Here is a 21,383-nt window from a genome sequence, read left to right on the forward strand (position 1 = left end):
CCCCCCCCCCCCCCCCCCCCCCCCCCCCCCCCCCCCCCCCCCCCCCCCCCACCGCTCAGGGCGTGTGGGGGCCAGGTCGTGGGGCGAGGAGGGGTCAGCGGCCCTGTTCGTCCCTGCGGCGCTGCCAGCGCTCCTCGATACGGTCCATCATCGAACGGCGCTGTCGCGCCTGGCGGCGGGCGGCTGCTCCCCCGGCCCGCGGGCCGGCCGGTTGTTCACCGGGCTTGGGCGCCTTGCGCCATCCGGTGACCGCCAGCACCGCGCAGCCGAGCATGACGAGGAATCCCACCACGCTGATCCAGATCTGCTGCGCGACCATTCCGGCCATGAGGAGCGCGATACCTACCAGGAAGCCCGCGACCGCTTGGTAGACCCGTCGCCGGGTGTACGTACGCAGCCCGCTTCCCTCGAGCGCTGTCGCGAACTTGGGATCTTCGGCGTACAGCGCTCGCTCCATTTGCTCGAGCATGCGCTGCTCGTGCTCCGAGAGCGGCACGGAGTCCTCCTACTCGTCGGTCGCGGGGGGCGACCGGGGTGCGACCCTTTCAGGATAGGCAGGGAATCGCCCCCGTGAAACCCGCCCCTCTACGCCAATTCACTGTCCGGGCCGCCACGGCGGTCGGTGGTGATGCAGCGTGCATTCCCCGCCCGTCGATCCGTCATGCCGGACGCCGTACCCCGATCATACGGGGCGAAGCAGCTGATCGGGTGGCCTGTGGCGGACTGCATGCGGGCCCTGGGGCACACAGGCCCTGGCCACGGGGCCAGGGCCCGGGGGCGGGCGCCTCAGCCGCGCTCGGCCAGGACGTGCAGCTGGGTGGCCACGGAGTGGAAGGCGGGCAGTTCCGCGGCCGCCGCCTCCAGCTTCAGCAGGGCCTCCACGGCGCCGGGCTCGGTGTCCACCAGCACGCCGGGGACCAGGTCGGCGAAGACCCGTACGCCGTGGACCGCACCGACCTGGAGGCCCGCGCCGGAGACCAGCTCGGCGAGCTGCTCGGCGGTGAAGCGGCGGGGCACCGGGTCGCCCTCGCCCCAGCGGCCCGCCGGGTCGGTCAGGGCCTGGCGGGCTTCGGTGAAGTGGCCCGCCAGGGCGCGCGCCAGCACGGCCCCGCCCAGGCCCGCGGCGAGCAGGCTGAGGGTGCCGGCCGGGCGCAGCGCGTCGGCGGCGTTGCGCACGCCCTCGGCCGGGTCGTCGACGTACTCCAGCACGCCGTGGCACAGCACGGTGTCGTACGCGCCGCGCTCGACCACGTCGAACAGGCCGCGGGCGTCCCCCTGGACGGCGCGCACGCGGTCCGCGACGCCCGCCTCGGCGACCCGGCGCTCCAGCGCGAACAGGGCGTTGGGGCTGGGGTCGACGACGGTGACGCGGTGGCCCAGGCGAGCCAGCGGCACGGCGAAGTTGCCGGAGCCGCCGCCGGTGTCCAGGACATCCAGGGCGTCCCGCCCGGCGGCCTTGACCCGGCGCTCCAGGGCGTCCCTGAGGACCTCCCAGACCACGGCGGTACGAAGGGATGCGCGCGGGCGCAGCGGGTCAGACACGGCGACGGGCTCCTCGGCGGGGCATGAACTGCATGAACTGAACTGATCGGTGCCCACCACCCTATTGCGTTGCGCGGTGTCCTCCGTGTGCGGCGGGTCCGGCGGGGGCCGGGCGCGCAGGGGCGGGGCCATGGTCAGCCCGCACGCTGCGGGGGCAGGGCGGGCTGGAGGAGGAGCAGGCGTTCCACCAGGCGCAGGAACATGCCGACGTCGCGCATCAGGTCGTCGGCGTCGCGGCGGCTGGCGGCGCCGGCTATGCCGGCCTCGGCGCGGGCCCGGCGCTGGGCTCCGGAGGCGAACAGGGCGCTCCACTCGGCCAGCTCGGGGGCGACCTCCGGGAGCACCTCCCAGGCGCTGCGGATGCGCTGGCGGCGCCGGGGGCTGGTCTCGGGCCGGGCCCGGACGGCCAGGACCGCGGCGGCGGTGCGCAGGGCGGCCAGATGGGCGGTGGCGTAGCGCTCGTTGGGGGTCTGCAGGGACTGGGCCTCCTCCAGGCCGTGCTGGGCCTGGGAGAGGAGGTCGAGGGCTGCCGGGGGTGCTGACGACCGGCGCAGGACGGGGTGGACATCACTGGGGGGACCGTACGCAGCGGAGCCCCCCGAAGCGGGTCGGGCCGAACGAGCTGCCATGACGAACCTCCTGTCGTCGCATGACGGTTCAAAGCCGTATGACCACATCGTGAGGGACACCACTGACAATCGGCGCTGAGCTGGCCTTTTGCCGGAAGCGGACAGAGGGAGGGAAGCGGACCGGAGGGCGGGAAGAGGGCCGGATGGAGCGAAAGGCGGAGGGGACGGGACGCCTGGGACAGCCCCCTTGCACGCGCCTGCCGGGGATCTCCATACTCAACCAACTGCACTGACCGGTCAGTTCAGAGGAGGGGGCGGTCGATGCGTTCGCCGAGGCTGGCCGCGCTGGAGCTCAGGCGGTTCGGGAGGGGCAGGATGCCGCGGGCGGCACTGGTCGCCCTCCTGCTGCTGCCGCTGCTGTACGGCGCCCTGTACCTGTGGTCCTTCTGGGACCCCTACGCGCGCCTGGACAGGATCCCGGTGGCGCTGGTCAACCAGGACGAGGGCGCGAAGGCCGGGGACAAGCGGATCTCGGCGGGCGCGAGCATCGTCGAGGGCCTGCGCGACAGTGACACCTTCGAGTGGCACGAGGTGCGTCCCGAGGAGGCCGCCCGGGGCGTGGAGGACGGCTCGTACTACCTGTCGCTGTCCATCCCCCGGGACTTCAGCCGGCGGATCGCCTCCAGTTCCGGCGGGCACCCGCAGACGGGCGCGCTGAAGGTGCGGACGAACGACGCGAACAACTACCTCGTCGGGCAGATCTCGCGGACGGTGTTCTCCGAGGTGCGCTCGGCCGCGTCCGCGAAGTCCGCACGCGCCTTCCTCGACAGGATCTTCGTGTCCTTCTCGGCGCTGCACGGGAAGACCGAGGAGGCCGCCGACGGCGCCGACCGGCTCAAGGACGGCATCGGACGGGCGAAGCAGGGCACCGGGCGGCTCGCCGACGGGCTGCACACCGCCGAGCGCGGCAGCGGTGAACTCCTGGCCGGACTGCGGGAGTTGGACAGCGGCGCGGGGCGGGTCTCCGACGGCGCCGACAAGGCCTCGCAGGGCGCCGGTTCGCTGGCCGAGGGGGCGCACACCCTGGCCGACGGCACGGGCCAGGTGGCCGAGGGGACCCAGCAACTGGCCGACCGGGTCAACGGCGTGGTGGAGCAGGTGGGCCCCTTCGTCCGGGCGCACGGCAAGGAGATCGGCGAGGCCGCCCGGCTCGTCGCCGACGGGGCCCAGGCCGTCCGCGACAACCTGGACAGGCTCCCGCGGGCCGCGGCCGCCGGGGCGAAGCTCTCCCGCGGGCTGGCCGATCACCTCGACCGCTACTACAAGTTGCGCTGCCAGGGCCCGGCAGGCCCCGGCGCCGACTGCCCCGAGCTGAAGGGGATACGGGACCGGGCACAGGCGGTGGCCGCCAAGGCGGAGGAGGTCAGCGGCTACGTACAGGACCAGAAGAACCTGGAGCAGCTGGGCCGGGACCTGGACGCGCTGCACAGGATGGCCGGTGAACTGGCCCGGCGCGGACCGACTTTGGGCCAGGACATGGACGCCGCGGTCAAGAAGATCAACGATCTGAACAAGGGGGCGCACCAGGTCTCGGCGGGCGCGGGCCGCCTGGCCACGGGCGCCACGGCGCTGGCGGCGGGCACCGGCGAACTGGCCGACGGCGCCGGCGGGCTCCACCGGGGCGCGGGCCGTGCCGCGGACGGCATGGACCGGCTCGACCAGGGCGTCGGCCGGCTGAAGGACGGCGCGCAGGCCCTGGACGGGGGCCTGTTCAAGCTCTCCGACGGCTCGGGGAAGCTGGCCGGCGGGCTGCACGAGGGGGCCGGGCGCATCCCCGACTACGACAAGAAGGACCGCGACGCGCGCACCCTGGTCATGTCCGACCCGGTGCGGCTCGCCTCGCAGGCCACGCACCGGGCGCCCAACTACGGCACCGGATTCGCGCCGTACTTCATCCCGCTGTCCCTGTGGGTCGGCGCGATGGTCGCCTACATGATCGTCCAGCCGCTCAACCGGCGCGCGCTGGCGGCGGGCGCCAACCCGTTGCGGGTCGCGGTCTCCGGATGGCTGCCGGTCCTCGCCCTGGGAGTACTGCAGAGCACCGCCCTGATGGCCGTACTGCACTTCGCGCTCGGGCTCCAACTGGAGCGCGCGGCGGGCACGATCGGCTTCCTGGTCCTGGTGACGGGGTGCTTCACGGCCGTGGTCCAGTGGCTCAACGCCCGCTTCGGACCGGCGGGACGGATCCTGGTGCTGGCGCTGCTGATGCTCCAGCTGACCTCGGCCGGGGGGACGTACCCGGTGCAGACCAGCCCCGGCTTCTTCAACGCCATCCACCCCTTCCTCCCCATGAGTTACATCGTCGAGGGGCTGCGCCGGCTCATCACCGGCGGCGAGCTGACGCCCGTGTGGCAGGGCGGCGCCGTGCTCCTCGCCTTCACCGCGGGTGCGCTCGCGCTCACCGCACTGGCGGCGCGCGGCCGTCAGGTCGTACGGATGAAGGACCTGCACCCGGAGCTGAGTCTGTGAGCGCGGGCAGCGGGCACACCGGCAGGAACGGCACAATCGCCTCCATGGACAGCTCCACTACGCGCCGCCAGGCCACCCGGCGCAAGCTCTTCGAGGCCGCGGTCACGCTCATCGCCGAACAGGGCTTCTCCTCCACCACGGTGGACGAGATCGCCGAGCGGGCCGGCGTCGCCAAGGGCACGGTCTACTACAACTTCGCCAGCAAGAACGAGCTCTTCGAGGAGCTGCTGCGGCACGGCATCGAACTGCTGGCGCAGTCCCTGGAGCAGGCCGCCGACGAGGCGGCACAGCGCGGCGGCACCCGCGTCGACGCGCTGGACGCGATGATCAGGGCCGGGCTGGACTTCATCTCGCGCTACCCGGCGCTGACCCAGCTGTACGTGGCCGAGCTGTGGCGCACGAACCGGGCCTGGCAGTCGACCTTGATGGTGGTCAGGGCGCGGGCCATCTCCGTGGTGGAGGGGGTGATCCGGCAGGCGGTGGCGGCCGGGGAGCTGAGCGAGGAGATCGACATCCCGCTGACCGCTTCGGCGCTGTTCGGGATGGTGCTGGTGGCGGCGCTGGACTGGCAGTCCTACCAGCCGGACCGCTCGATCGAGGAGGTGCACGCGGCGCTGTCGCGGCTGCTCCAGGGGCGGGTGAGCGGGCACCCGGTGTAGCGCCGGAGGGCTTGCCCGGATGGGCGCCGGGCAAGACCCCCGTACGGCCCCGGACCGGCCCGCACGCAAAAGCGGACCGGCCGGGACAAAAAAAGCGCGCTGCCCTGGCGCGGATCGTTCCCCCTCCGACCCGACCAGGACAGCGCTTCCCCCGTGCTCCCCCGTGGAGCCCCCGTACTTCCCCCGTGCTCCCCCCGTCACGTCAGGGTTGCCGCTCCCGCTCCGCCGCCCCGTGTCGGCGGTGTGGGAGCCGCGCCCCTTCCGTGCCCCCTACTCTTCCGTCTGCGCAGGTCGCGGCCCATCCGCGTACCTACTCATCTGCGTGACTAGGTACGGATACTCAACCCTGAGCACTCACCCTCAGCGCTGACTACGATCTCCAGGGTGTCCGTACTCCCGTTGGTCTTCACCAGTGGCTGGGCGAGCGGGATCAACGCCTATGCCGTCGTCCTGCTGCTCGGCCTGCTCGGCGCCGCCGGGCTCACCGATGAGGTGCCCGAGGCGCTGCAGCGCCCGGATGTGCTGATCGTCGCGGGGGTGCTCTTCCTCTGCGAGGCCGTCGCCGACAAGATCCCGTACGTGGACTCGGCGTGGGACACCGTGCACACGGTCGTCCGGCCGGTCTCCGGCGGTGTGGTGGCGGCGCTGCTGGCCGGGCAGAGCGGCTCGCTGCCGGAGCTGGCGGCGGGCGCGGTGGGCGGCTCCACGGCCCTGCTGAGCCACCTGGTCAAGGCCGGGACGCGGATGGCGGTCAACACCTCTCCCGAGCCCGCGAGCAACTTCCTGCTGAGCACGGCCGAGGACCTGGGGGTCGCGGGGATCATCGTGTTCGCGGTGTTCCACCCGCTGGCCGCGGCGATCATCGCGGCCGTGCTGCTGCTCCTGGGGATCGCGCTGGTGGTCTTTCTGGCGGCGCGCATCCGGCGGTTCCTGCGGCGCAGGCGGCAACGGCGAAAGGAGCGGCAGGTGGCCGCCGGGGGCGCGGGCCGTCCGGGCGGCTGAGCCGGCAGCTTCTGCCAGGGTTTCCGGTCCTACCTGCCGAGATGCGGCATGTCGGCATTACATAAGGTTGTGCGGACAAGGTGGGCAGGGGCCCACCGAGGAGGGGACTGCTCGGATGACCGGTATGGACCGCACAGCCGCGGGGGCACGCGCGATCGACGCGGAGAAGATGATCGCGGAGGCGCGCAAGGCGTTCTTCGTGATGTTCGCTCTGCTGGCAGCCGTCTGGCTGCTCCAACTGGCCAACGCGTGGAAGGGCTACGTGCTCTCCCGCGACTACGGGATCGTGCCCGGCGAGGCCGGCTCGCTCCCGGACATCCTCAGCGCGCCCTTCCTGCACTGGAGTTGGGAACACATCCAGGCCAACTCCGGCCCCCTGTTCGTCTTCGGCTTCCTGGCCGCCTACCGCGGAGTGGTGCGGTTCCTGGGCCTGAGCCTGATCGTCGCGGTGGCCAGCGGGCTCACGGTCTGGATCTTCGAGAGCGGCCATGCCGTCACGGCCGGCGCCAGCGGCCTGGTCTTCGGGTACTTCGGTTACGTGGTGGTCCGCGGCCTCTTCGACCGGCATCTGATCGACACCCTCATCGGCATCGTGATGGCGGCGTCGTTCGCCTACCTCCTCCTCGGCGTGGTCCCCGGCACCCCCGGCGTGAGCTGGCTGGGGCACCTCGGCGGACTGGTCGGCGGCGTGGCCGGGGGCTGGCTGCTGCGCGAGCGGGGCAGTCGGCCGGCAGCGGGCGCGGGGGCCGCCGCGGCGCGGACCGCGAAGCCCGGCCGGGACGGCGGCGAGCTGCCCGCGCCCGCCGACGGCTCCCGCGCCGACCTGCACAAGGAGCTCAAGGACCTGGGCCTGCTGTAGGGCCGCGAAGGCGCCGGCGGCGCGTTGTCAGTGGTCGCCGGTACTGTGCTGACCGGGGTGGATTCCGGCGGCAAGCGGGAAGCGACGGACATCAAGAGCGGGAAGAGACGGACATGGCACGGATCGCGGTGATCGGCGCAGGGATGGGCGCGATGGCGGCCGCCGCCCGGCTGGCCGTGGCGGGCCACCAGGTGGTGGTGTACGAGCGCGGCGGGACCTACGGCGGCGTGGTGCGGCGCCTGGAGCGCGACGGCTTCGGCTTCGATCTGGGCCCCGGCCTGCTGCATCTGCCCGCGGTCTACCGCGATCTGTTCCTCAAGACCGGGCGCGAGCCGCTGGAGAGCGCTCTCGAACTGACCCAGGTGGACCCGGCGAGCCGCCATGTGTTCGCCGACGGCAGCGCGGTGTCGCTGCCCAACGCCTCGCGGGCCGGAGTCGTCCAGGCGCTGGACGGGGCGCTGGGCGCGGGCGCGGGCGAGCGCTGGAGCGAGCTGGTCAACCGGGCGCGCGAGGCCTGGGACGCCATGCGCCGCCCGCTGCTGGAGGAGCCGCTGTGGCCCGACTGGCAGGTGCTGGGGCGGGATCCGTACCCGGCGGTGCGCAAGCGCGGCCTGTTCGGGCGCGGCAAGCCGGCAGCCACCCTGGCCGAAGTGGCGCGCCGGGAGCTCAGGGACCCGCGGCTGGCCGCCCTGCTGGAGAGCCACGCGCTGGCGTACGGCTTCGATCCGCGCCGGGCCCCGGCGAGCGCCACGGTCCTGCCGTACATGGAGCAGACCTTCGGCAGCTGGTACGCCCGCGGCGGTATGCGGGCGCTGGCAGACGCGCTGTACGAGCGGTGCCGGGCCCGGAAGGTCGAGTTCGTCTTCGGGGCCGAGGTGCGGCGGATCGTCGAGAAGGACGGGCGCGCGGCGGGCGTGGAGCTGGCCGACGGCGCGGTCCTGGACGCGGACACCGTGGTCGCCGGGGTCGACCCGGTCCGGCTCACCGCGCTGCTGGGCGGGGTGGAGCCGTGGGCCGAGGGGCAGGTGCGCCCGGACCTCGGGCCCGGTGACCGCGCGCCGGGGCGGCTGACGGTTGTGCTGGCGCTGCGCGGCGCCCGCCCCGAGGGGACCGCGCACCGCACGGTGGTCCATGCCGCGGACCGCGCGGCGGAGCTGGCAGGCGTCTTCGGCGACGGCCACGACCTGCGCACGCCCTGCGCCCGGCCGACGGTGACGGTGCTGCGCCCCGACGACCCCGCTGCGCGCCCGGACGAGGACCACGAGGCCGTCACCCTCAGCGCGACGGTGGCGCCGCACGGCCCCGTCGACTGGACGGACGGCGAGGCGGCCCAGCAGGAGGCGGACCGGCTGGTCGAGGTCGCCGAGGCGGCGGTCCCGGGGCTGCGGGAGCGGTTGCTGTGGCGCGAGGTCGTCCCTCCCGTCGATGCGCGGGGCAACGACGGGCTGGTGCCGGGACCGGCGCTGGCCGGGGCACAGGGCCGGTTCCTGCGCCCGTCCAACCGCACCCGGATACCGGGGCTGTACGCGGTCGGCGGCTGGTCGCACCCCGGGGGCGGGCTGGCGCACGCCGGGATGTCCGGGGCCATCGTGGCGGGCCTGATCGTCAACGGCGACGACTGGCGCGGCTCGCAGTGACGCGCCCTCGCCGCGCGTAACACGCCCTGGCGGGGCGGCAGTTGTGACGGTGGGGCGGCCCCGGAAGGGACCGCCCCACGGCCAGGAGTTCGCAGGCCCACGAACGCCGGCGGCCAGGACCTCGGCCTCAGTAGCGGAACTGCTGCCCGTCGTAGCCCGGCCGCGGCTGCTGGGGCGGGTACAGCGGCTGGTCCGGCGGGAGTTCACTGTCGCGCTGGTGCGGGACCCACACCCCGCCGGGCGGGGTGTCACCTGGGCCCTGCTGCTGCAGCTTGTCCTCGGCGTACTGCTGCTGGACGTACGGCGGCTGCCCGTAGGGGTCCAGCTGCTCGTACGGGTCGTACTGCGGGGCGTACTGCTGGGTGCCGATGTACGGGTCGGAGTAGGGCGCCTGGTGCCCCTGCCCGTCCCCGTACGCCGCGTAGTGATCGGCGTAGGGCTCCTGGGCCGCGGTGTCCCGGCCGAAGCCGCCGAAGGCGTTGGGCTGGGCGGCGCCGTAGCCGTCCTGCCCGCCCTGGCTCCCCTGTCCCTCCTGGCCCTCGTAGGCGGAGAACTGCGGCTGCGAGGCCCGGGCGTCGGCGCTGTAGATGCCGTACTGGCCGGTCTCATCGGGCATCGGCTGCGGGGCGTACACGGCGGCGGGGTCCGGTGCGCCGAAGCCGCCGGGCGTCTCCGGCTGCCCCGGCACGGCGGCGAAGGCCTGTGTCTCCATGAGGTGTACGTCATCGCCCTGGCGCTGTCCCGGGAAGGTGATCTGCGCCGGGGCGGCGGACACCGCGCCCTCGTCGGCCGGCCCCGCCTCCAGGCCGGAGACCTGGAGGGTGGGGGTCGCGGCGGCGGCAGCGCGGCCGCCGGCCCGCCGCCTGCCGCCCGAACCCTGCTTGCCCAAGCCCGCCTTGCCCGCGCCGGACCGCCCGGCCACCGCCCAGCCGGAGGAGAAGCCCCGCCGGTAGGAGAGCGTGACCTGGACCTGTCCGACGGCGAAGGCCATGGCGCCGATCGCGATCACTATCACCGAGGACCACGCCACTCCGGCGACCACACCGAGGAAGCCGGTGAAGGCCAACAGCCGCCAGCGCAAACGGGCCTTGTACTGGAGCAGCACCTCGCCCAGGAGCCACAGCGCGACGAATCCGAACGCGATGTAGAGGACAAACCAGCCCATGTGTGCCCTTCTTCCGCCGCTGCCCGGCCCCTGTGGTCAGGACTGCTGGTGCAGACCCAGATTCTCGTAGATTTCCAGTGTGGCCGTGGAGTGGTTCAGGGTAATGAAGTGCAACCCGGGAGTGCCCTCGGCCATCAAGCGCGCACACAGATCCGTGGCGTACTCGATGCCAATGGAGCGTACAGCGGCGGGATCGTCCTTGACCGCGAGGATCCGCTCGGCCAGCTCCGGCGGGAACGCCGCATTGCTGAGCTGCGCGAAGCGTTCGATCTGCCGCACGTTCGTGACCGGCATGATCTCCGGGATGATCGGAGTCTCACAGCCGGCCGCCGCGACCCGGTCGCGCAGCCTCAAGTAGTCCTCGGGGTAGAAGAACATCTGCGTGATCGCGAAGTCCGCGCCCGCCCGGCACTTGTCGACGAAGTGGGCGATGTCGCTGTCCCAGTCCAAGGAGCGCGGGTGCATCTCGGGGAAGGCGGCGACGCCGACACAGAAGTCGCCCGACTCCTTGATGAGGCGGACCAGTTCGGCCGCGTACATCACGCCGTCGGGGTGGCGCACCCACTCCCCCATCGGGTCGCCGGGCGGGTCGCCGCGCAGCGCGAGCATGTTGCGGATACCGGCGTCGGCGTACTGCCCGATGATGTTGCGCAGGTCGGCCGTGGAGTGGTTGACCGCGGTCAGATGGGCGACCGGGGTGAGCGTGGTGTCGGTGGCGATCCGCTCCGTGGCGCGGACCGTGCCCTCACGGGATGTGCCGCCCGCGCCGTACGTCACGGAGACGAACGTCGGCGCGACGGCCTCGATCCGGCGAATGGCGTTCCACAGAGTCCGTTCGCCCTTCTCCGTCTTGGGAGCGGCGAACTCGAACGAATACGACTGCTTGCCGGAAGCGAGCAGGTCGCGCACCGTCCGTGCGCGATCAGTCCTGGTGGAAGCTGTGCCTAGGGCCATACCGGCAGGTTAGCCACCGCATCGGCACACCCCCAACCATCGTTGGCGATATGCCCGAATTACCAGCTTCAGGGTCCACCGATCGGACACCTCCCGGCTACCTGCGCGCAGGAATCCCCGATCGGGTCACACCGAAACCGCGCAGCGCGCTTCCCCCTGCCGGCTTCCGCTCTCAGGCCTCGTACGCCCGCACCCGCTTGGCCAGTTCGGCGCTGGCCGCCGCGGGGTCCTCGGCCTCGGTGATCGCGCGGACCACCACGACCCGGCGGGCGCCCGCGTCGAGCACCTGGTCCAGATTGGCGGCGTCGATCCCGCCGATCGCGAACCAGGGCCGCCGGGCAGAGCGCGCGGCGGTGTAGCGCACCAGGTCCAGGCCCGGGGCGTGCCGGCCGGGCTTGGTCGGGGTGGGCCAGCACGGGCCCGTGCAGAAGTAGTCCACGCCGGGCTCGGTGAGCGCGGCGTCCACCTCGGTCTCGGCGTGCGTGGAGCGGCCGATGAGGACGTCCTCGCCCAGGATCGCGCGGGCCGCGGGGACGGGCAGGTCGCCCTGTCCCAGGTGGAGTACGCCCGATCCGGCCGCGTGCGCCACATCGGCGCGGTCGTTGACCGCCAGCAGCTTGCCGTGCCGCCGGCAGGCGTCGGCGAAGACCTCCAGATGGGCCAGCTCCTCGCCCGCCTCCATGCCCTTGTCGCGCAGCTGCACGATGTCGACCCCCGACGCGAGCACCGCGTCCAGGAACTGCGGGAGGTCGCCCTGCTTCTTGCGGGCGTCGGTGCACAGGTAGAGCCGGGCCTCGGACAGGGCCTGGCGGGCGGTGGTCATCGGACGGTGTCCCCCCACGTCGGTGGCGTACGGACCGGGAGGCCCGGTCCGTACGCCGGTCGGATGTCTGGTGTGGTCGGCTCAGACGGCGAGCGCCTGGGCCCGTCGCTTCACCTCCGTGCCGCGATTCTCGCGCAGCGCCTGCGCCGGGGTGCCGGGCAGGGTGTCATCCGGGGTGAACAGCCACTCCAGCATCTCCTCGTCGGTGAAGCCGTCGTCCTTGAGGAGGGTGAGGGTCCCGACGAGGCCCTTGACGACCTTGTCATCCTTGATGAATTCGGCCGGCACATGCAGTGCCTTGTTCTCGCCGCGGCGCACCGCGATCAGCTGGCCCTCCTTGACCAGCTGCCGGACGCGCGTCACCTCGACGCCGAGCTTTTCGGCGATGTCGGGGAGAGTCAGCCAGGCGGGGACGAGTCCATCGATCTTTACGTCAATCTCGGTCACAGGACAAGCGTGCCACCTCGCACTGACAGTCGGTAGCGGGGCATCGCCATCGGGTGTGCTCCGCAGTCCCGCCAAGGGCCCGCGAAGGCTCCCCGCACACCGTCCCACCGGCCGCGACACCGCCGTACGAGCGCCCTGCGCCCGCGCCGGTACGGTCCAGCGCTCCTCCAGCGGAAGCCCAGAGGACCGCCCGGAGAGCCGTCGGGAGTGCCGTTCGGAGTGCCGCCTAGACAGCCGCCGACTTCAGCGGCACCGACGCGTCGGCGGCCCGCTCGCGGTCCATGGCCGTCCCGCGCTCGATGAGCTTGCGCCCCTGCGCCAGGTCGCGCGGCCTGCCGACCGCGAGCAGCGCCACGAGCGTGCCCTCGCGCAGCCAGATCACCGACCAGGAGGCCCCGGACGGGTCGCCGCGCCAGACCACCTCGTCGGCGCAGGCGTGGTGCCCGGCGTACTGCACGAACCGGCCGAACTGCTCGGACCAGAAGTAGGGCACGGGGTCGTACACGGCCCCCTCCGCCTCGCCGTGGACGATGGTGGCGGCGACCGTACGGGGCCCCTGGAGGGCGTTGTCCCAGTGGTGGACCAGCAGGCGGCTGCCGTAGCGGGCGGAGGGGAAGGAGGCGCAGTCCCCGACGGCGTACACATCGGGGACGGAGGTGCGCAGCCGCTCGTCGGCCAGCACGGAGCCGTCCTGCGGCGAGAGCTGGACGCCCGAGCCCGCCAGCCAGCCGGTCGCGGGCCGGGCGCCGATGCCCACGACGACGGCGCCGGCCGGCAGCGTGGTGCCGTCGGCCAGTTCGACCGCGCCCTCCTTGACGGCGGCGACCCGCGCGCCGGTGCGCAGCCGCGCGCCCGCGTCGGCGTACCACTGCGCCATGGGGGCGGCGACCTCGGCGGGCAGCGCGCCGGCCAGGGGGCGTTCGGCGGCCTCGACGACGGTGACCCGGCAGCCGGCCTCGCGGGCCGCGGTGGCGAACTCCGCGCCGATCCAGCCCGCCCCGACGACCACGATCTCGCGCTGTTCGGCCAGTACGGGCCGCAGCCGCTCGGCGTCGTCCAGGGTGCGCAGCAGGTGGACGCCGGGGACGTCTTCGCTGCCGGGCAGGGTGATCGGCTCGGCGCCGGTCGCGATCACGAGGTGGTCGTACGGGACCGGTCCGGTCTCTGTTTCGACCACATGGGACTGCGCGGCGAGTCCGGTGACGTACCGGCCGAGTTCCAGCTCGATGCCCAGCGCTGAGAAGTCGATGTCGAAGGCGGACCCCTCGGCCTTGCCGAGCAGGACGGCCTTGGACAGCGGCGGCCGGTCGTAGGGCTGATGGGGCTCGGCGCCGAGCAGGGTGATCGCCCCGCCCCAGCCCATTTCGCGCAGGGCCACGGCGGTCTGCACGCCCGCCACCCCCGCGCCCACGATCACAACGCGCCGCGTACGGTCCGGCGCCTGGGAGGACTTGGTCTGCTGGCTCACTCGATCACCTTAAGACGGTGTGTCTCGTCTCTCGCAGCACCGCGCAAGGAGATCTCTGACACAGCGTCACGGTCCGTGTCCGGTGCGCGCTGCCCTTGCGGGCCGGGCGGCGCTCCCTTACGGCACCTCACGGGCCCGTACTACCCTGGCGGGCAAACGTACTCGCGGGAGCCCGGACGCACCGGGCTGAGAGGGAGGCTGCGGCGGCCTCCGACCGTACGAACCTGATCCGGGTCATGCCGGCGAAGGGAGGGGCCCAATGTCCGTGCTGCCGACGCAGTCCACACATCCGCCCACACCACCAGAAGACCGACCATCCGCCCGTCCCTCGTGCGAGGGCGGACCGGCCCCCGACGTCCTGGTCATCGGGGGCGGCATCATCGGCCTGGTCACCGCCTGGCGCGCGGCCCAGCGCGGGCTGCGCACAGCGGTCGCCGACCCCGAACCGGGCGGCGGCGCGGCCCAGGTGGCGGCCGGCATGCTGGCCGCCGTCACCGAGCTCCACTACGGCGAGCACACCCTGCTCGGCCTCAACCTCGCCTCCGCCGAGCGCTATCCGGCCTTCGCCGCCGAACTGGAGGAGGTCAGCGGACAGGACCTGGGCTACCGGCAGTGCGGCACCCTGGCCGTCGCGCTGGACACCGACGACCGGGCCCATCTGCGCGAACTGCACGCCCTGCAGAGCCGCTCGGGCCTGGATACGCAGTGGCTCAGCGGGCGCGAGTGCCGCCGTCTGGAGCCCATGCTCGCGCCCGGTGTGCGCGGCGGGCTGCGGGTCGACGGCGACCACCAGGTCGATCCGCGCCGCCTGGCCAAGGCGCTGCTGAGCGCCTGCGAACGGGCCGGTGTCGTCTTCCACCGGGCCCGCGCCGCGCGCCTGACGGTGAGCGGCGAGCGGGCCACCGGGGCCGAACTCGAAGGCGGCGCCCGGATCGTGGCGGGCCAGGTCGTCCTGGCCGCGGGCAGCCTCAGCGGCCGGCTGGCCGGGGTGCCCGAGCACGTGCTGCCCCCCGTCCGCCCCGTCAAGGGACAGATCCTGCGGCTGCGGGTGCCCGCCGCCTTCTCCCGGTCCGCGCCGTTCCTGTCCAGGACCGTACGGGCGGTGGTACGCGGCGGCCCGGTCTATCTGGTGCCGCGCGAGAACGGCGAGCTGGTGCTCGGCGCCACCAGCGAGGAGCTGGGCTGGGACACCACCGTAACCGCGGGCGGGGTCTACGAACTCCTGCGGGACGCGCACGAGTTGGTGCCCGGCATCACCGAGCTGCCGCTCGTGGAGACCCGCGCCGGGCTGCGCCCCGGCTCCCCCGACAACGCGCCCCTGCTGGGTCCCACCGCACTGCCCGGCCTCCATCTGGCCACCGGTCACTACCGCAACGGCGTACTGCTCACGCCCGTCACCGGCGACGCGATGGCCGAGGTCCTGACCACCGGCGCGCTGCCGGAGGCCGCCCGCCCCTTCCACGCCCGGCGCTTCGCCCGCGCCGGCGCCCCCGCCCTCCTGGAGCAGCCCGCATGACCGCCACCACCGTGTCCGTCTCCGTCAACGGGGAGCCCCGCCGGTTCCCCGGCGGCCTCACCCTCGACCGGCTCGTCGCCACCTTGAGCACGGCCACCAGCGGCGTGGCCGCCGCCGTCAACGAGGCGGTGGTGCCGCGCAGCCAGTGGCCCTCCACCGCGCTCGGCGACGGCGACCGCGTCGAGGTCCTCACCGCGGTCCAGGGAGGCTGATCCGTACGCCATGGCCGACGATCTGTTCACCCTCGCCGACGTCACCTTCCACTCCCGGCTGATCATGGGCACCGGCGGTGCGCCCAGCCTGGACGTCCTGGAGCGCTCGCTGATCGCCTCCGGTACGGAGCTGACCACCGTCGCCATGCGCCGCCTGGACCCCACCGTCCAGGGCTCGGTGCTCTCCGTCCTGGACCGGCACGGCATCCGCGTCCTGCCCAACACCGCGGGCTGTTTCACCGCGGGCGAGGCGGTCCTCACCGCGCGCCTGGCCCGGGAGGCGCTGGGCACCGACTGGGTCAAGCTCGAGGTCGTCGCCGACGAGCGCACCCTGCTGCCCGACCCCGTCGAACTGCTGGAGGCCGCCGAGACGCTGGTGGACGACGGCTTCACGGTCCTTCCGTACACCAACGACGACCCGGTCCTGGCGCGCAAGCTGGAGGACGTGGGCTGCGCGGCGGTCATGCCGCTGGGCTCGCCCATCGGCTCGGGCCTGGGCATCCGCAATCCGCACAACTTCCAGCTGATCACCGAGCGCGCGGGCGTCCCGGTGATCCTGGACGCGGGCGCGGGCACGGCTTCGGACGCCGCCCTGGCCATGGAGCTGGGCTGCGCCGCGGTGATGCTCGCCTCGGCCGTGACCCGCGCGCAGGAGCCCGTCCTGATGGCGGAGGCCATGCGGCACGCCGTCGAGGCAGGGCGCCTGGCGCAGCGCGCGGGCCGCATCCCGCGCCGCCACTTCGCCGAGGCGTCCTCCCCGACGGACGGCGTGGCCGCGCTGGACCCGGAGCGCCCGGCGTTCTGAGTCCCCGGCCGAGGCGTCCTAGCGCCGCCCGAGTGCCATCAGCGCCGTCTCCGGCGGCGCGGCCGTGATCACCTGGTCGAGCAGGTCCCGCGAGGCCACCAGTGCCTCGATCGACTCGGTGATCCGGTCGCGCTCGCGGTTGAGGTCGGCGACCAGATCGGGGCAGGTCGGTACGAGCCGGTCGCCCTCGTCGCGCAGGCAGGGCAGGACCTGCGCGATGGTGGCGGTGTTCAGCCCGGTGGTCAGCAGCGAGCGGATGCGGCGCACCGTGGCGACATCCCCCTCGCTGTAGTCGCGGTAGCCGCTGGAGAGCCGCTCCGGGTGGAGCAGGTCCTGCTCCTCGTAGTACCGCAGCAGCCGCTCGGACGTACCCGTACGCTGCGCCAGCTCGCCGATCCTCATGCCCTCTCCCCACACCGGTCTCAGCGATCTTTCGTGATCGCTTTGTACTCTTTCACCTCTTGGCGATGACAGACTTCGCACCGCAGAGGATTATTCCTGTCACTGTTCGGCTGCAGTACGGCCGCGGTGGGCCGCGGGGCGTCGGAGCCGGACAAACCTGCTCGTAGACTCGTCTGCCGTGGATACGACCCTTCATGACCCGCTCGTGGGCCAACTGCTCGACGGCCGTTACCGCGTCCAGGCGCGCATCGCCGCCGGCGGCATGGCCACGGTCTACCGGGCCGTGGACACCCGCCTGGACCGGGTGCTGGCACTGAAGGTGATGCATCCCTCCCTGGCCACGGACTCCGCCTTCGTGGACCGCTTCATCCGCGAGGCCAAGTCGGTGGCCCGCCTCTCGCACCCCAACGTGGTCGGCGTCTTCGACCAGGGCACCGACGGCACGTACGTCTATCTCGCGATGGAGTACGTCGCGGGCTGCACCCTGCGCGATGTGCTGCGCGAGCGCGGCGCCCTGCGCCCGCGGGCCGCACTGGACATCCTGGAGCCGATCCTCGCCGCCCTCGGCGCCGCCCACCGCGCCGGTCTGGTGCACCGCGACATGAAGCCGGAGAACGTCCTGATCGGGGACGACGGCCGGGTCAAGGTCGCCGACTTCGGTCTCGTACGCGCCGTGGACACCAACACCACCGCGTCCACCGGCACGGTCCTGGGCACGGTCTCCTACCTGGCGCCCGAGCAGATCGAGTACGGCACCGCCGACACCCGCGCGGACGTCTACGCCTGCGGCGTCGTCCTCTTCGAGATGCTGACGGGCAGCAAGCCGCACACCGGCGGCACCGCGGCGCAGGTCCTCTACCAGCACCTGCACGACGACGTCCCGCCGCCCTCGCAGTACGCGCCGCAGCTGGCGCCCCAGCTGGACGACCTGGTCGCCACCGCCACCGCCCGCTCCCCCGAGCTGCGCCCGCAGGACGCCGTCGCGCTGCTCTCGCAGGCGCGCGCCGCCCGCGCCGAGCTGAGCGACGGGCAGCTGGACGTGGTGCCCCCGCAGGCCAAGCAGGCACCCGAGGGCGGTGCGGAGGAGCGTACGAGCGTCCTGCCGCGCCCCGCCGCCCTGCGGCACGCCCAGCCGCTCCCGCAGGAGGAGCCGCTCAACCGCACCAGCCGCCTGGAGCTGCCCCCGGAGCCCGCCGCCGCGCCCCACGAACACACCACGCGGCTGCGCCCCGCCGCCCGGCGCCGTGCGCCCATGGACCGGCGCCGGAAGATCATCACGATCGTGGCCGCCGTGCTGCTCGTGCTCGGTGCGGGCACCGGCGTCTGGTACATCAGCGCCGGCCAGTTCACCACCGTCCCCGCCGTACTGGACCTGCCGCAGGCCAAGGCAGAGAAGACGCTGCGCGACGAGGGGCTGCGGGTGAAGGTCAAGCGTGACTTCAGCCCCAATGTGGAGCGCGGCCACGTCATGGCCACGGACCCCGAGAACGGCAGCCGTATCCGCAATACGGGCACGGTCACCCTCACCGTCTCCAAGGGGCCGCGGATCGTGCAGCTCCCGGAGCTGGCGGGCACGCCGATAGCCGACGCCAAGCGCAAACTGCGGGATCTGGGCCTGACGCCGGGCACGGAGACCAGGGAGTTCAGCGACGAGGTCGCCAAGGGCTCGGTGATCCGTACGGACCCGGTGGCGGGCAGCAAGCGCCGGCCGGAGACCGCCGTCGCGCTCACCGTCAGCCGCGGGCCCGCGATCAACGTGCCTTCTGTGGTGGGCAGCGACCAGGCGCAGGCCGAAGCGGCGCTGCGCGGCGCCGGATTCGAGGTGAAGATCGCCGAGCAGCAGGTCTTCTCCCCGCACGACCGGGGCAAGGTCGCCCAGCAGGACCCGGCCCAGGGCCAGCTGGGCAAGGGCGACACGGTCACCCTCACGCTCTCCAAGGGCCAGGAGATGGTCGCGGTGCCCGACGTCACGGGCAAGAACGTCGAGGAGGCCAAGAAGGCCCTCACCGACCTCGGTTTCGTGGTCGAGGTGAAAAAGCCGCTGCTGTTCCCCCAGGACACCGTCGACAGCCAGTCGGTCAAGGGCGGCGAGCAGGCGCCGAAGGGCAGCACGGTCACGATCAACCTCAAGGGCGCCCTGTAGCCGTCAGGGGGCTTGGCCCGCCGGGGCGGGCACCTGGCACCCTGGGAGGGTGAGCACTTCCCCGTACCTGCAGCGCGCCCGTGAGCGCAATCCGATCGGCGGCCACGTCCCGGTGGCGGGCGGCCTGGCCAAGGTCGGCATTCCCTACGCCCACGACATCGGCGGCGAGGCCGTGCAGGTCTTCGTCGCCAATCCGCGCGGCTGGGCCACCCCGCCCGGCAGCCCGCAGCAGGACGAGGAGTTCCGGGCGGCCTGCGAGCGGGAGTCGGTTCCCGCGTACATCCACGCCCCGTATCTGATCAACTTCGGCTCCCACAACGCCGGGACCGTCGACAAGTCGGTCCTCTCGCTGCGGCACTCGCTGCGCCGGGGCCGGGAGATCGGCGCGCGGGGCGTGGTGGTGCACACCGGCTCGGCGACCGGCGGGCGCGAGCGCTCCGCCGCCCTCGCGCAGGTACGCGAGCGGATGCGGCCGCTGCTGGACGAACTCACCCATGACGACGACCCGTTCCTGCTGCTGGAGCCGACCGCGGGGCAGGGCGCCTCGCTGTGCTCGCTGGCCGAGGACCTGGGCCCGTACTTCGAGGCGCTGGGCAGCCACGCCAAGCTCGGCGTCTGTCTGGACACCTGCCACGCCTTCGCCGCCGGGCACGACATGGCGGCGCCGGGCGGCATGAAGGCGCTGCTGGACGAGCTGGTCGAGGTCGTGGGCGAGGGCCGGCTCAAGCTGATCCACGCCAATGACTCCAAGGACGTCTGCGGCGCCCACAAGGACAGGCACGAGAACATCGGCGCAGGTCACATCGGTGCGGACCCGTTCGCTGAGCTGTTCACGCACCCGGCGACCGAGGGGGTGCCGTTGACGATCGAGACCCCGGGCGGCAAGGAGGGCCACGCGGCGGACGTGGCCCGCCTCAAGGAGCTGCGGGCGGGCTGAGCCCCCGCCCGCGGCGGCGCGGCGGCGGCAGGGGGCCTACAGCTCCGGGCCGTCGCCCGGTTCCTCCTGGTAGGAGTAGCGCTGTTCCCGCCAGGGGTCGCCCAGGTTGTGGTAGCCGCGCTCCTCCCAGAAGCCGCGGCGGTCCGCCGTCATGTACTCGATGCCGCGGACCCACTTGGGGCCCTTCCAGGCGTACAGATGCGGCACGATCAGCCGCGCGGGGAAGCCGTGTTCGGCGGTGAGCGGCTCACCGGAGCGGTGGGTGGCGAAGATGCACTTCTCGGCGGCGAAGTCCGACAGCTTCAGATTGGAGCTGAAGCCGTATTCGGCCCAGACCATCACATGGGTGGCGTCGGGTGCGGGCGGGGCGAGGTCGAGGATGGTTCGAGAGCGGATCCCGCCCCATTCGGCGCCCAGCATGCTGAATTTCGTGACGCAGTGCATGTCGGCGACGACGGTCTCGTACGGCAGCGCCGTGAATTCCTCGTGCGTCCAGCAGTGCTTGTCCCCGCCTGCCGTGGCGCCGAAAACCCTGAACTCCCAGCGCTCGGGCCGGAACTTCGGCACCGGGCCGTAGTGCGTAACCGGCCATCCCCGCTGCAGTCGCTGCCCCGGAGGCAGCTGGGGATGCTCCGCTTCGCGGCTTTCCGGCTGACCCATGCCCCCATGTTGTCAGACCGGAGGGGGTGCTGATGACCAGGGCGTACGAGATTCGGGCAACTCGTACTAAGCGTGCACTTACTGGACGGCCCGCGCGGAGCGGTGCAAGGATGCGCGGCACCTGCCCAGTTCTCGCGTGGAAGGAGCCCGCTGTTATGCAGGGCGACCCCGAGGTCATCGAATTCCTCAACGAGCAGCTGACCGCCGAGCTGACCGCGATCAACCAGTACTTCCTGCACGCGAAGATGCAGGAGAACAACGGCTGGACCAAGCTCGCGAAGTACACCCGGGCCGAGTCGATCGACGAGATGAAGCATGCGGAGGTCCTGACCGACCGCATTCTCTTCCTGGACGGTCTGCCCAACTACCAGCGGCTCTTCCACGTCCGTGTCGGCCAGAGCGTCACCGAGATGTTCCAGGCCGACCGGCAGATCGAGGCCGAGGCGATCGACCGGCTCAAGCGCGGCATCGAGGTCATGCGGGCCAAGGGCGACATCACCTCGGCCAACATCTTCGAGTCGATCCTGGAGGACGAGGAGCACCACATCGACTACCTCGACACCCAGCTGGAGCTGGTCGAGAAGCTCGGTGAGCCGCTCTACATCGCCCAGCTGATCGAGCAGCCGGAGGGCTGAGCCGCCGCCTGCGCCCTGCGCGGAGGATCGTTACGCCACCTCCGGCGGGCTCTGCGCACGCCCTGCCTTACGCCGCTTCCGCCACCGCTTCGACGGCCACCTCGGCGACCAGCGGCTCGGGGGCACCCTTCTCGATGAGTTCCCTGCGCGGGCACGCACCACGGCCGAGCAGCGCCTGTATGCGGCGCACACAGCTGCCGCAGTCGGTGCCGGCCTTGCTCTCGGAGGCGATCTGGCGCGGGGTGCAGGCGCCGGCGGCCGCGTGGTCACGGACCTGCTGCTCGGTGATGCCGAAGCAGGAGCAGACGTACACGCGGTTCACCTCCATCGATCGATTCCGCAGTGAGGTTACCCTAACCTTACCCGCCGCGGAAGGCGCGTAACAACGGCAGTGGGGCACGGATCCTGTGATCCGTGCC

General features: G+C 72.7%; 22 protein-coding genes and 1 riboswitch. Of the genes, 11 read left to right on the forward strand and 11 right to left on the reverse strand.

Features of this window, described 5'->3' with window-relative positions:
* Window positions 1-94: 94 nt before the first annotated feature.
* The 3 genes from AC4IJH_RS39970 to AC4IJH_RS39980 form a co-directional block, all read right to left on the reverse strand.
* Window positions 95-496 (reverse strand): SCO2097 family morphological protein, encoded by a 402-nt coding sequence (locus AC4IJH_RS39970; RefSeq protein WP_490856923.1) that lies wholly within the window; start codon window positions 494-496, stop codon window positions 95-97.
* Between the two features lie 290 nt (window positions 497-786).
* Window positions 787-1,542 (reverse strand): methyltransferase, encoded by a 756-nt coding sequence (locus AC4IJH_RS39975; RefSeq protein WP_490856924.1) that lies wholly within the window; start codon window positions 1,540-1,542, stop codon window positions 787-789.
* Between the two features lie 134 nt (window positions 1,543-1,676).
* Window positions 1,677-2,171: an SAV_6107 family HEPN domain-containing protein gene (locus tag AC4IJH_RS39980; RefSeq protein ID WP_490856925.1), complete on the reverse strand. Its 495-nt coding sequence runs from the start codon at window positions 2,169-2,171 to the stop codon at window positions 1,677-1,679.
* 261 nt (window positions 2,172-2,432) lie between these two features.
* On the opposite strand from AC4IJH_RS39980, the gene AC4IJH_RS39985 reads away from it, so the two are divergent.
* The 5 genes from AC4IJH_RS39985 to AC4IJH_RS40005 all read left to right on the forward strand — a co-directional run bounded on the left by AC4IJH_RS39985 (window position 2,433) and on the right by AC4IJH_RS40005 (window position 8,797).
* On the forward strand, window positions 2,433-4,640 hold the full coding sequence (locus AC4IJH_RS39985; protein ID WP_490856926.1) for a YhgE/Pip family protein: 2,208 nt from the start codon (window positions 2,433-2,435) through the stop codon (window positions 4,638-4,640).
* A gap of 44 nt (window positions 4,641-4,684) precedes the next feature.
* Window positions 4,685-5,299: a TetR/AcrR family transcriptional regulator gene (locus AC4IJH_RS39990; RefSeq protein ID WP_490856927.1), complete on the forward strand. Its 615-nt coding sequence runs from the start codon at window positions 4,685-4,687 to the stop codon at window positions 5,297-5,299.
* Window positions 5,300-5,683: 384 nt separating this feature from the next.
* Complete coding sequence (locus tag AC4IJH_RS39995) at window positions 5,684-6,301, forward strand: DUF4126 domain-containing protein (protein WP_490856928.1); 618 nt, start codon at window positions 5,684-5,686, stop codon at window positions 6,299-6,301.
* A gap of 124 nt (window positions 6,302-6,425) precedes the next feature.
* The gene (locus AC4IJH_RS40000) at window positions 6,426-7,160 is read left to right on the forward strand and encodes a rhomboid family intramembrane serine protease (protein WP_490856929.1); all 735 of its coding nucleotides are present in this window, start codon (window positions 6,426-6,428) and stop codon (window positions 7,158-7,160) included.
* A 113-nt stretch (window positions 7,161-7,273) separates the two neighbouring features.
* A complete protein-coding gene (locus AC4IJH_RS40005) occupies window positions 7,274-8,797 on the forward strand; it encodes a phytoene desaturase family protein (RefSeq protein WP_490856930.1) in 1,524 nt (507 codons plus the stop codon).
* Window positions 8,798-8,924: 127 nt separating this feature from the next.
* Here the strand turns inward: AC4IJH_RS40005 and AC4IJH_RS40010 are convergent, their stop codons facing one another.
* The 5 genes from AC4IJH_RS40010 to AC4IJH_RS40030 all read right to left on the reverse strand — a co-directional run bounded on the left by AC4IJH_RS40010 (window position 8,925) and on the right by AC4IJH_RS40030 (window position 13,654).
* Window positions 8,925-9,962, reverse strand: a complete 1,038-nt coding sequence (locus AC4IJH_RS40010; protein WP_490856931.1) for a hypothetical protein — start codon at window positions 9,960-9,962, stop codon at window positions 8,925-8,927.
* Between the two features lie 36 nt (window positions 9,963-9,998).
* A complete protein-coding gene (gene metF / locus AC4IJH_RS40015; RefSeq protein ID WP_490856932.1) occupies window positions 9,999-10,916 on the reverse strand; it encodes a methylenetetrahydrofolate reductase [NAD(P)H] in 918 nt (305 codons plus the stop codon).
* A 172-nt stretch (window positions 10,917-11,088) separates the two neighbouring features.
* Window positions 11,089-11,739: a thiamine phosphate synthase gene (gene thiE, locus AC4IJH_RS40020; RefSeq protein ID WP_490856933.1), complete on the reverse strand. Its 651-nt coding sequence runs from the start codon at window positions 11,737-11,739 to the stop codon at window positions 11,089-11,091.
* An 81-nt stretch (window positions 11,740-11,820) separates the two neighbouring features.
* A complete protein-coding gene (locus tag AC4IJH_RS40025; protein ID WP_490856934.1) occupies window positions 11,821-12,186 on the reverse strand; it encodes an Rv2175c family DNA-binding protein in 366 nt (121 codons plus the stop codon).
* Window positions 12,187-12,412: 226 nt separating this feature from the next.
* The gene (locus tag AC4IJH_RS40030) at window positions 12,413-13,654 is read right to left on the reverse strand and encodes an NAD(P)/FAD-dependent oxidoreductase (RefSeq protein ID WP_490856935.1); all 1,242 of its coding nucleotides are present in this window, start codon (window positions 13,652-13,654) and stop codon (window positions 12,413-12,415) included.
* Window positions 13,655-13,808: 154 nt separating this feature from the next.
* A riboswitch (TPP riboswitch) is annotated at window positions 13,809-13,922 on the forward strand.
* Here AC4IJH_RS40030 and thiO point away from each other — a divergent pair.
* The 3 genes from thiO (at window position 13,914) to AC4IJH_RS40045 (ending at window position 16,187) form a co-directional block, all read left to right on the forward strand.
* Window positions 13,914-15,170, forward strand: coding sequence for a glycine oxidase ThiO (thiO, locus tag AC4IJH_RS40035; protein ID WP_490856936.1), 1,257 nt, complete (start codon window positions 13,914-13,916; stop codon window positions 15,168-15,170). (Overlaps the previous riboswitch by 9 nt.)
* Window positions 15,167-15,382, forward strand: coding sequence for a sulfur carrier protein ThiS (thiS, locus tag AC4IJH_RS40040; protein WP_490856937.1), 216 nt, complete (start codon window positions 15,167-15,169; stop codon window positions 15,380-15,382). The genes thiO and thiS overlap by 4 nt, the downstream gene beginning before the upstream one ends.
* 10 nt (window positions 15,383-15,392) lie before the next feature.
* Window positions 15,393-16,187 carry a thiazole synthase gene (locus tag AC4IJH_RS40045; protein ID WP_490856938.1) on the forward strand — a complete coding sequence of 265 codons (795 nt, stop codon included), beginning with the start codon at window positions 15,393-15,395 and terminating at the stop codon, window positions 16,185-16,187.
* A gap of 18 nt (window positions 16,188-16,205) precedes the next feature.
* On the opposite strand, the gene AC4IJH_RS40050 is transcribed toward AC4IJH_RS40045, so the two are convergent.
* On the reverse strand, window positions 16,206-16,589 hold the full coding sequence (locus AC4IJH_RS40050; protein WP_490856939.1) for a MerR family transcriptional regulator: 384 nt from the start codon (window positions 16,587-16,589) through the stop codon (window positions 16,206-16,208).
* 178 nt (window positions 16,590-16,767) lie between these two features.
* Here AC4IJH_RS40050 and pknB point away from each other — a divergent pair, with 178 nt between their 5' ends.
* The gene (pknB, locus tag AC4IJH_RS40055) at window positions 16,768-18,732 is read left to right on the forward strand and encodes a Stk1 family PASTA domain-containing Ser/Thr kinase (RefSeq protein WP_490856940.1); all 1,965 of its coding nucleotides are present in this window, start codon (window positions 16,768-16,770) and stop codon (window positions 18,730-18,732) included.
* A 49-nt stretch (window positions 18,733-18,781) separates the two neighbouring features.
* On the forward strand, window positions 18,782-19,669 hold the full coding sequence (locus AC4IJH_RS40060) for a deoxyribonuclease IV (RefSeq protein WP_490856941.1): 888 nt from the start codon (window positions 18,782-18,784) through the stop codon (window positions 19,667-19,669).
* A 36-nt stretch (window positions 19,670-19,705) separates the two neighbouring features.
* Here the strand turns inward: AC4IJH_RS40060 and AC4IJH_RS40065 are convergent, their stop codons facing one another.
* Window positions 19,706-20,329 (reverse strand): sulfite oxidase-like oxidoreductase, encoded by a 624-nt coding sequence (locus AC4IJH_RS40065; protein ID WP_490856942.1) that lies wholly within the window; start codon window positions 20,327-20,329, stop codon window positions 19,706-19,708.
* A gap of 155 nt (window positions 20,330-20,484) precedes the next feature.
* Here AC4IJH_RS40065 and bfr point away from each other — a divergent pair, with 155 nt between their 5' ends.
* On the forward strand, window positions 20,485-20,964 hold the full coding sequence (gene bfr / locus AC4IJH_RS40070) for a bacterioferritin (RefSeq protein ID WP_490856943.1): 480 nt from the start codon (window positions 20,485-20,487) through the stop codon (window positions 20,962-20,964).
* Window positions 20,965-21,031: 67 nt separating this feature from the next.
* Here bfr and AC4IJH_RS40075 read toward each other — a convergent pair whose 3' ends face one another.
* On the reverse strand, window positions 21,032-21,292 hold the full coding sequence (locus AC4IJH_RS40075) for a (2Fe-2S)-binding protein (RefSeq protein ID WP_490856944.1): 261 nt from the start codon (window positions 21,290-21,292) through the stop codon (window positions 21,032-21,034).
* Window positions 21,293-21,383 lie beyond the last annotated feature (91 nt).

It is taken from the genome of Streptomyces sp. UF-297 (assembly GCF_058245575.1).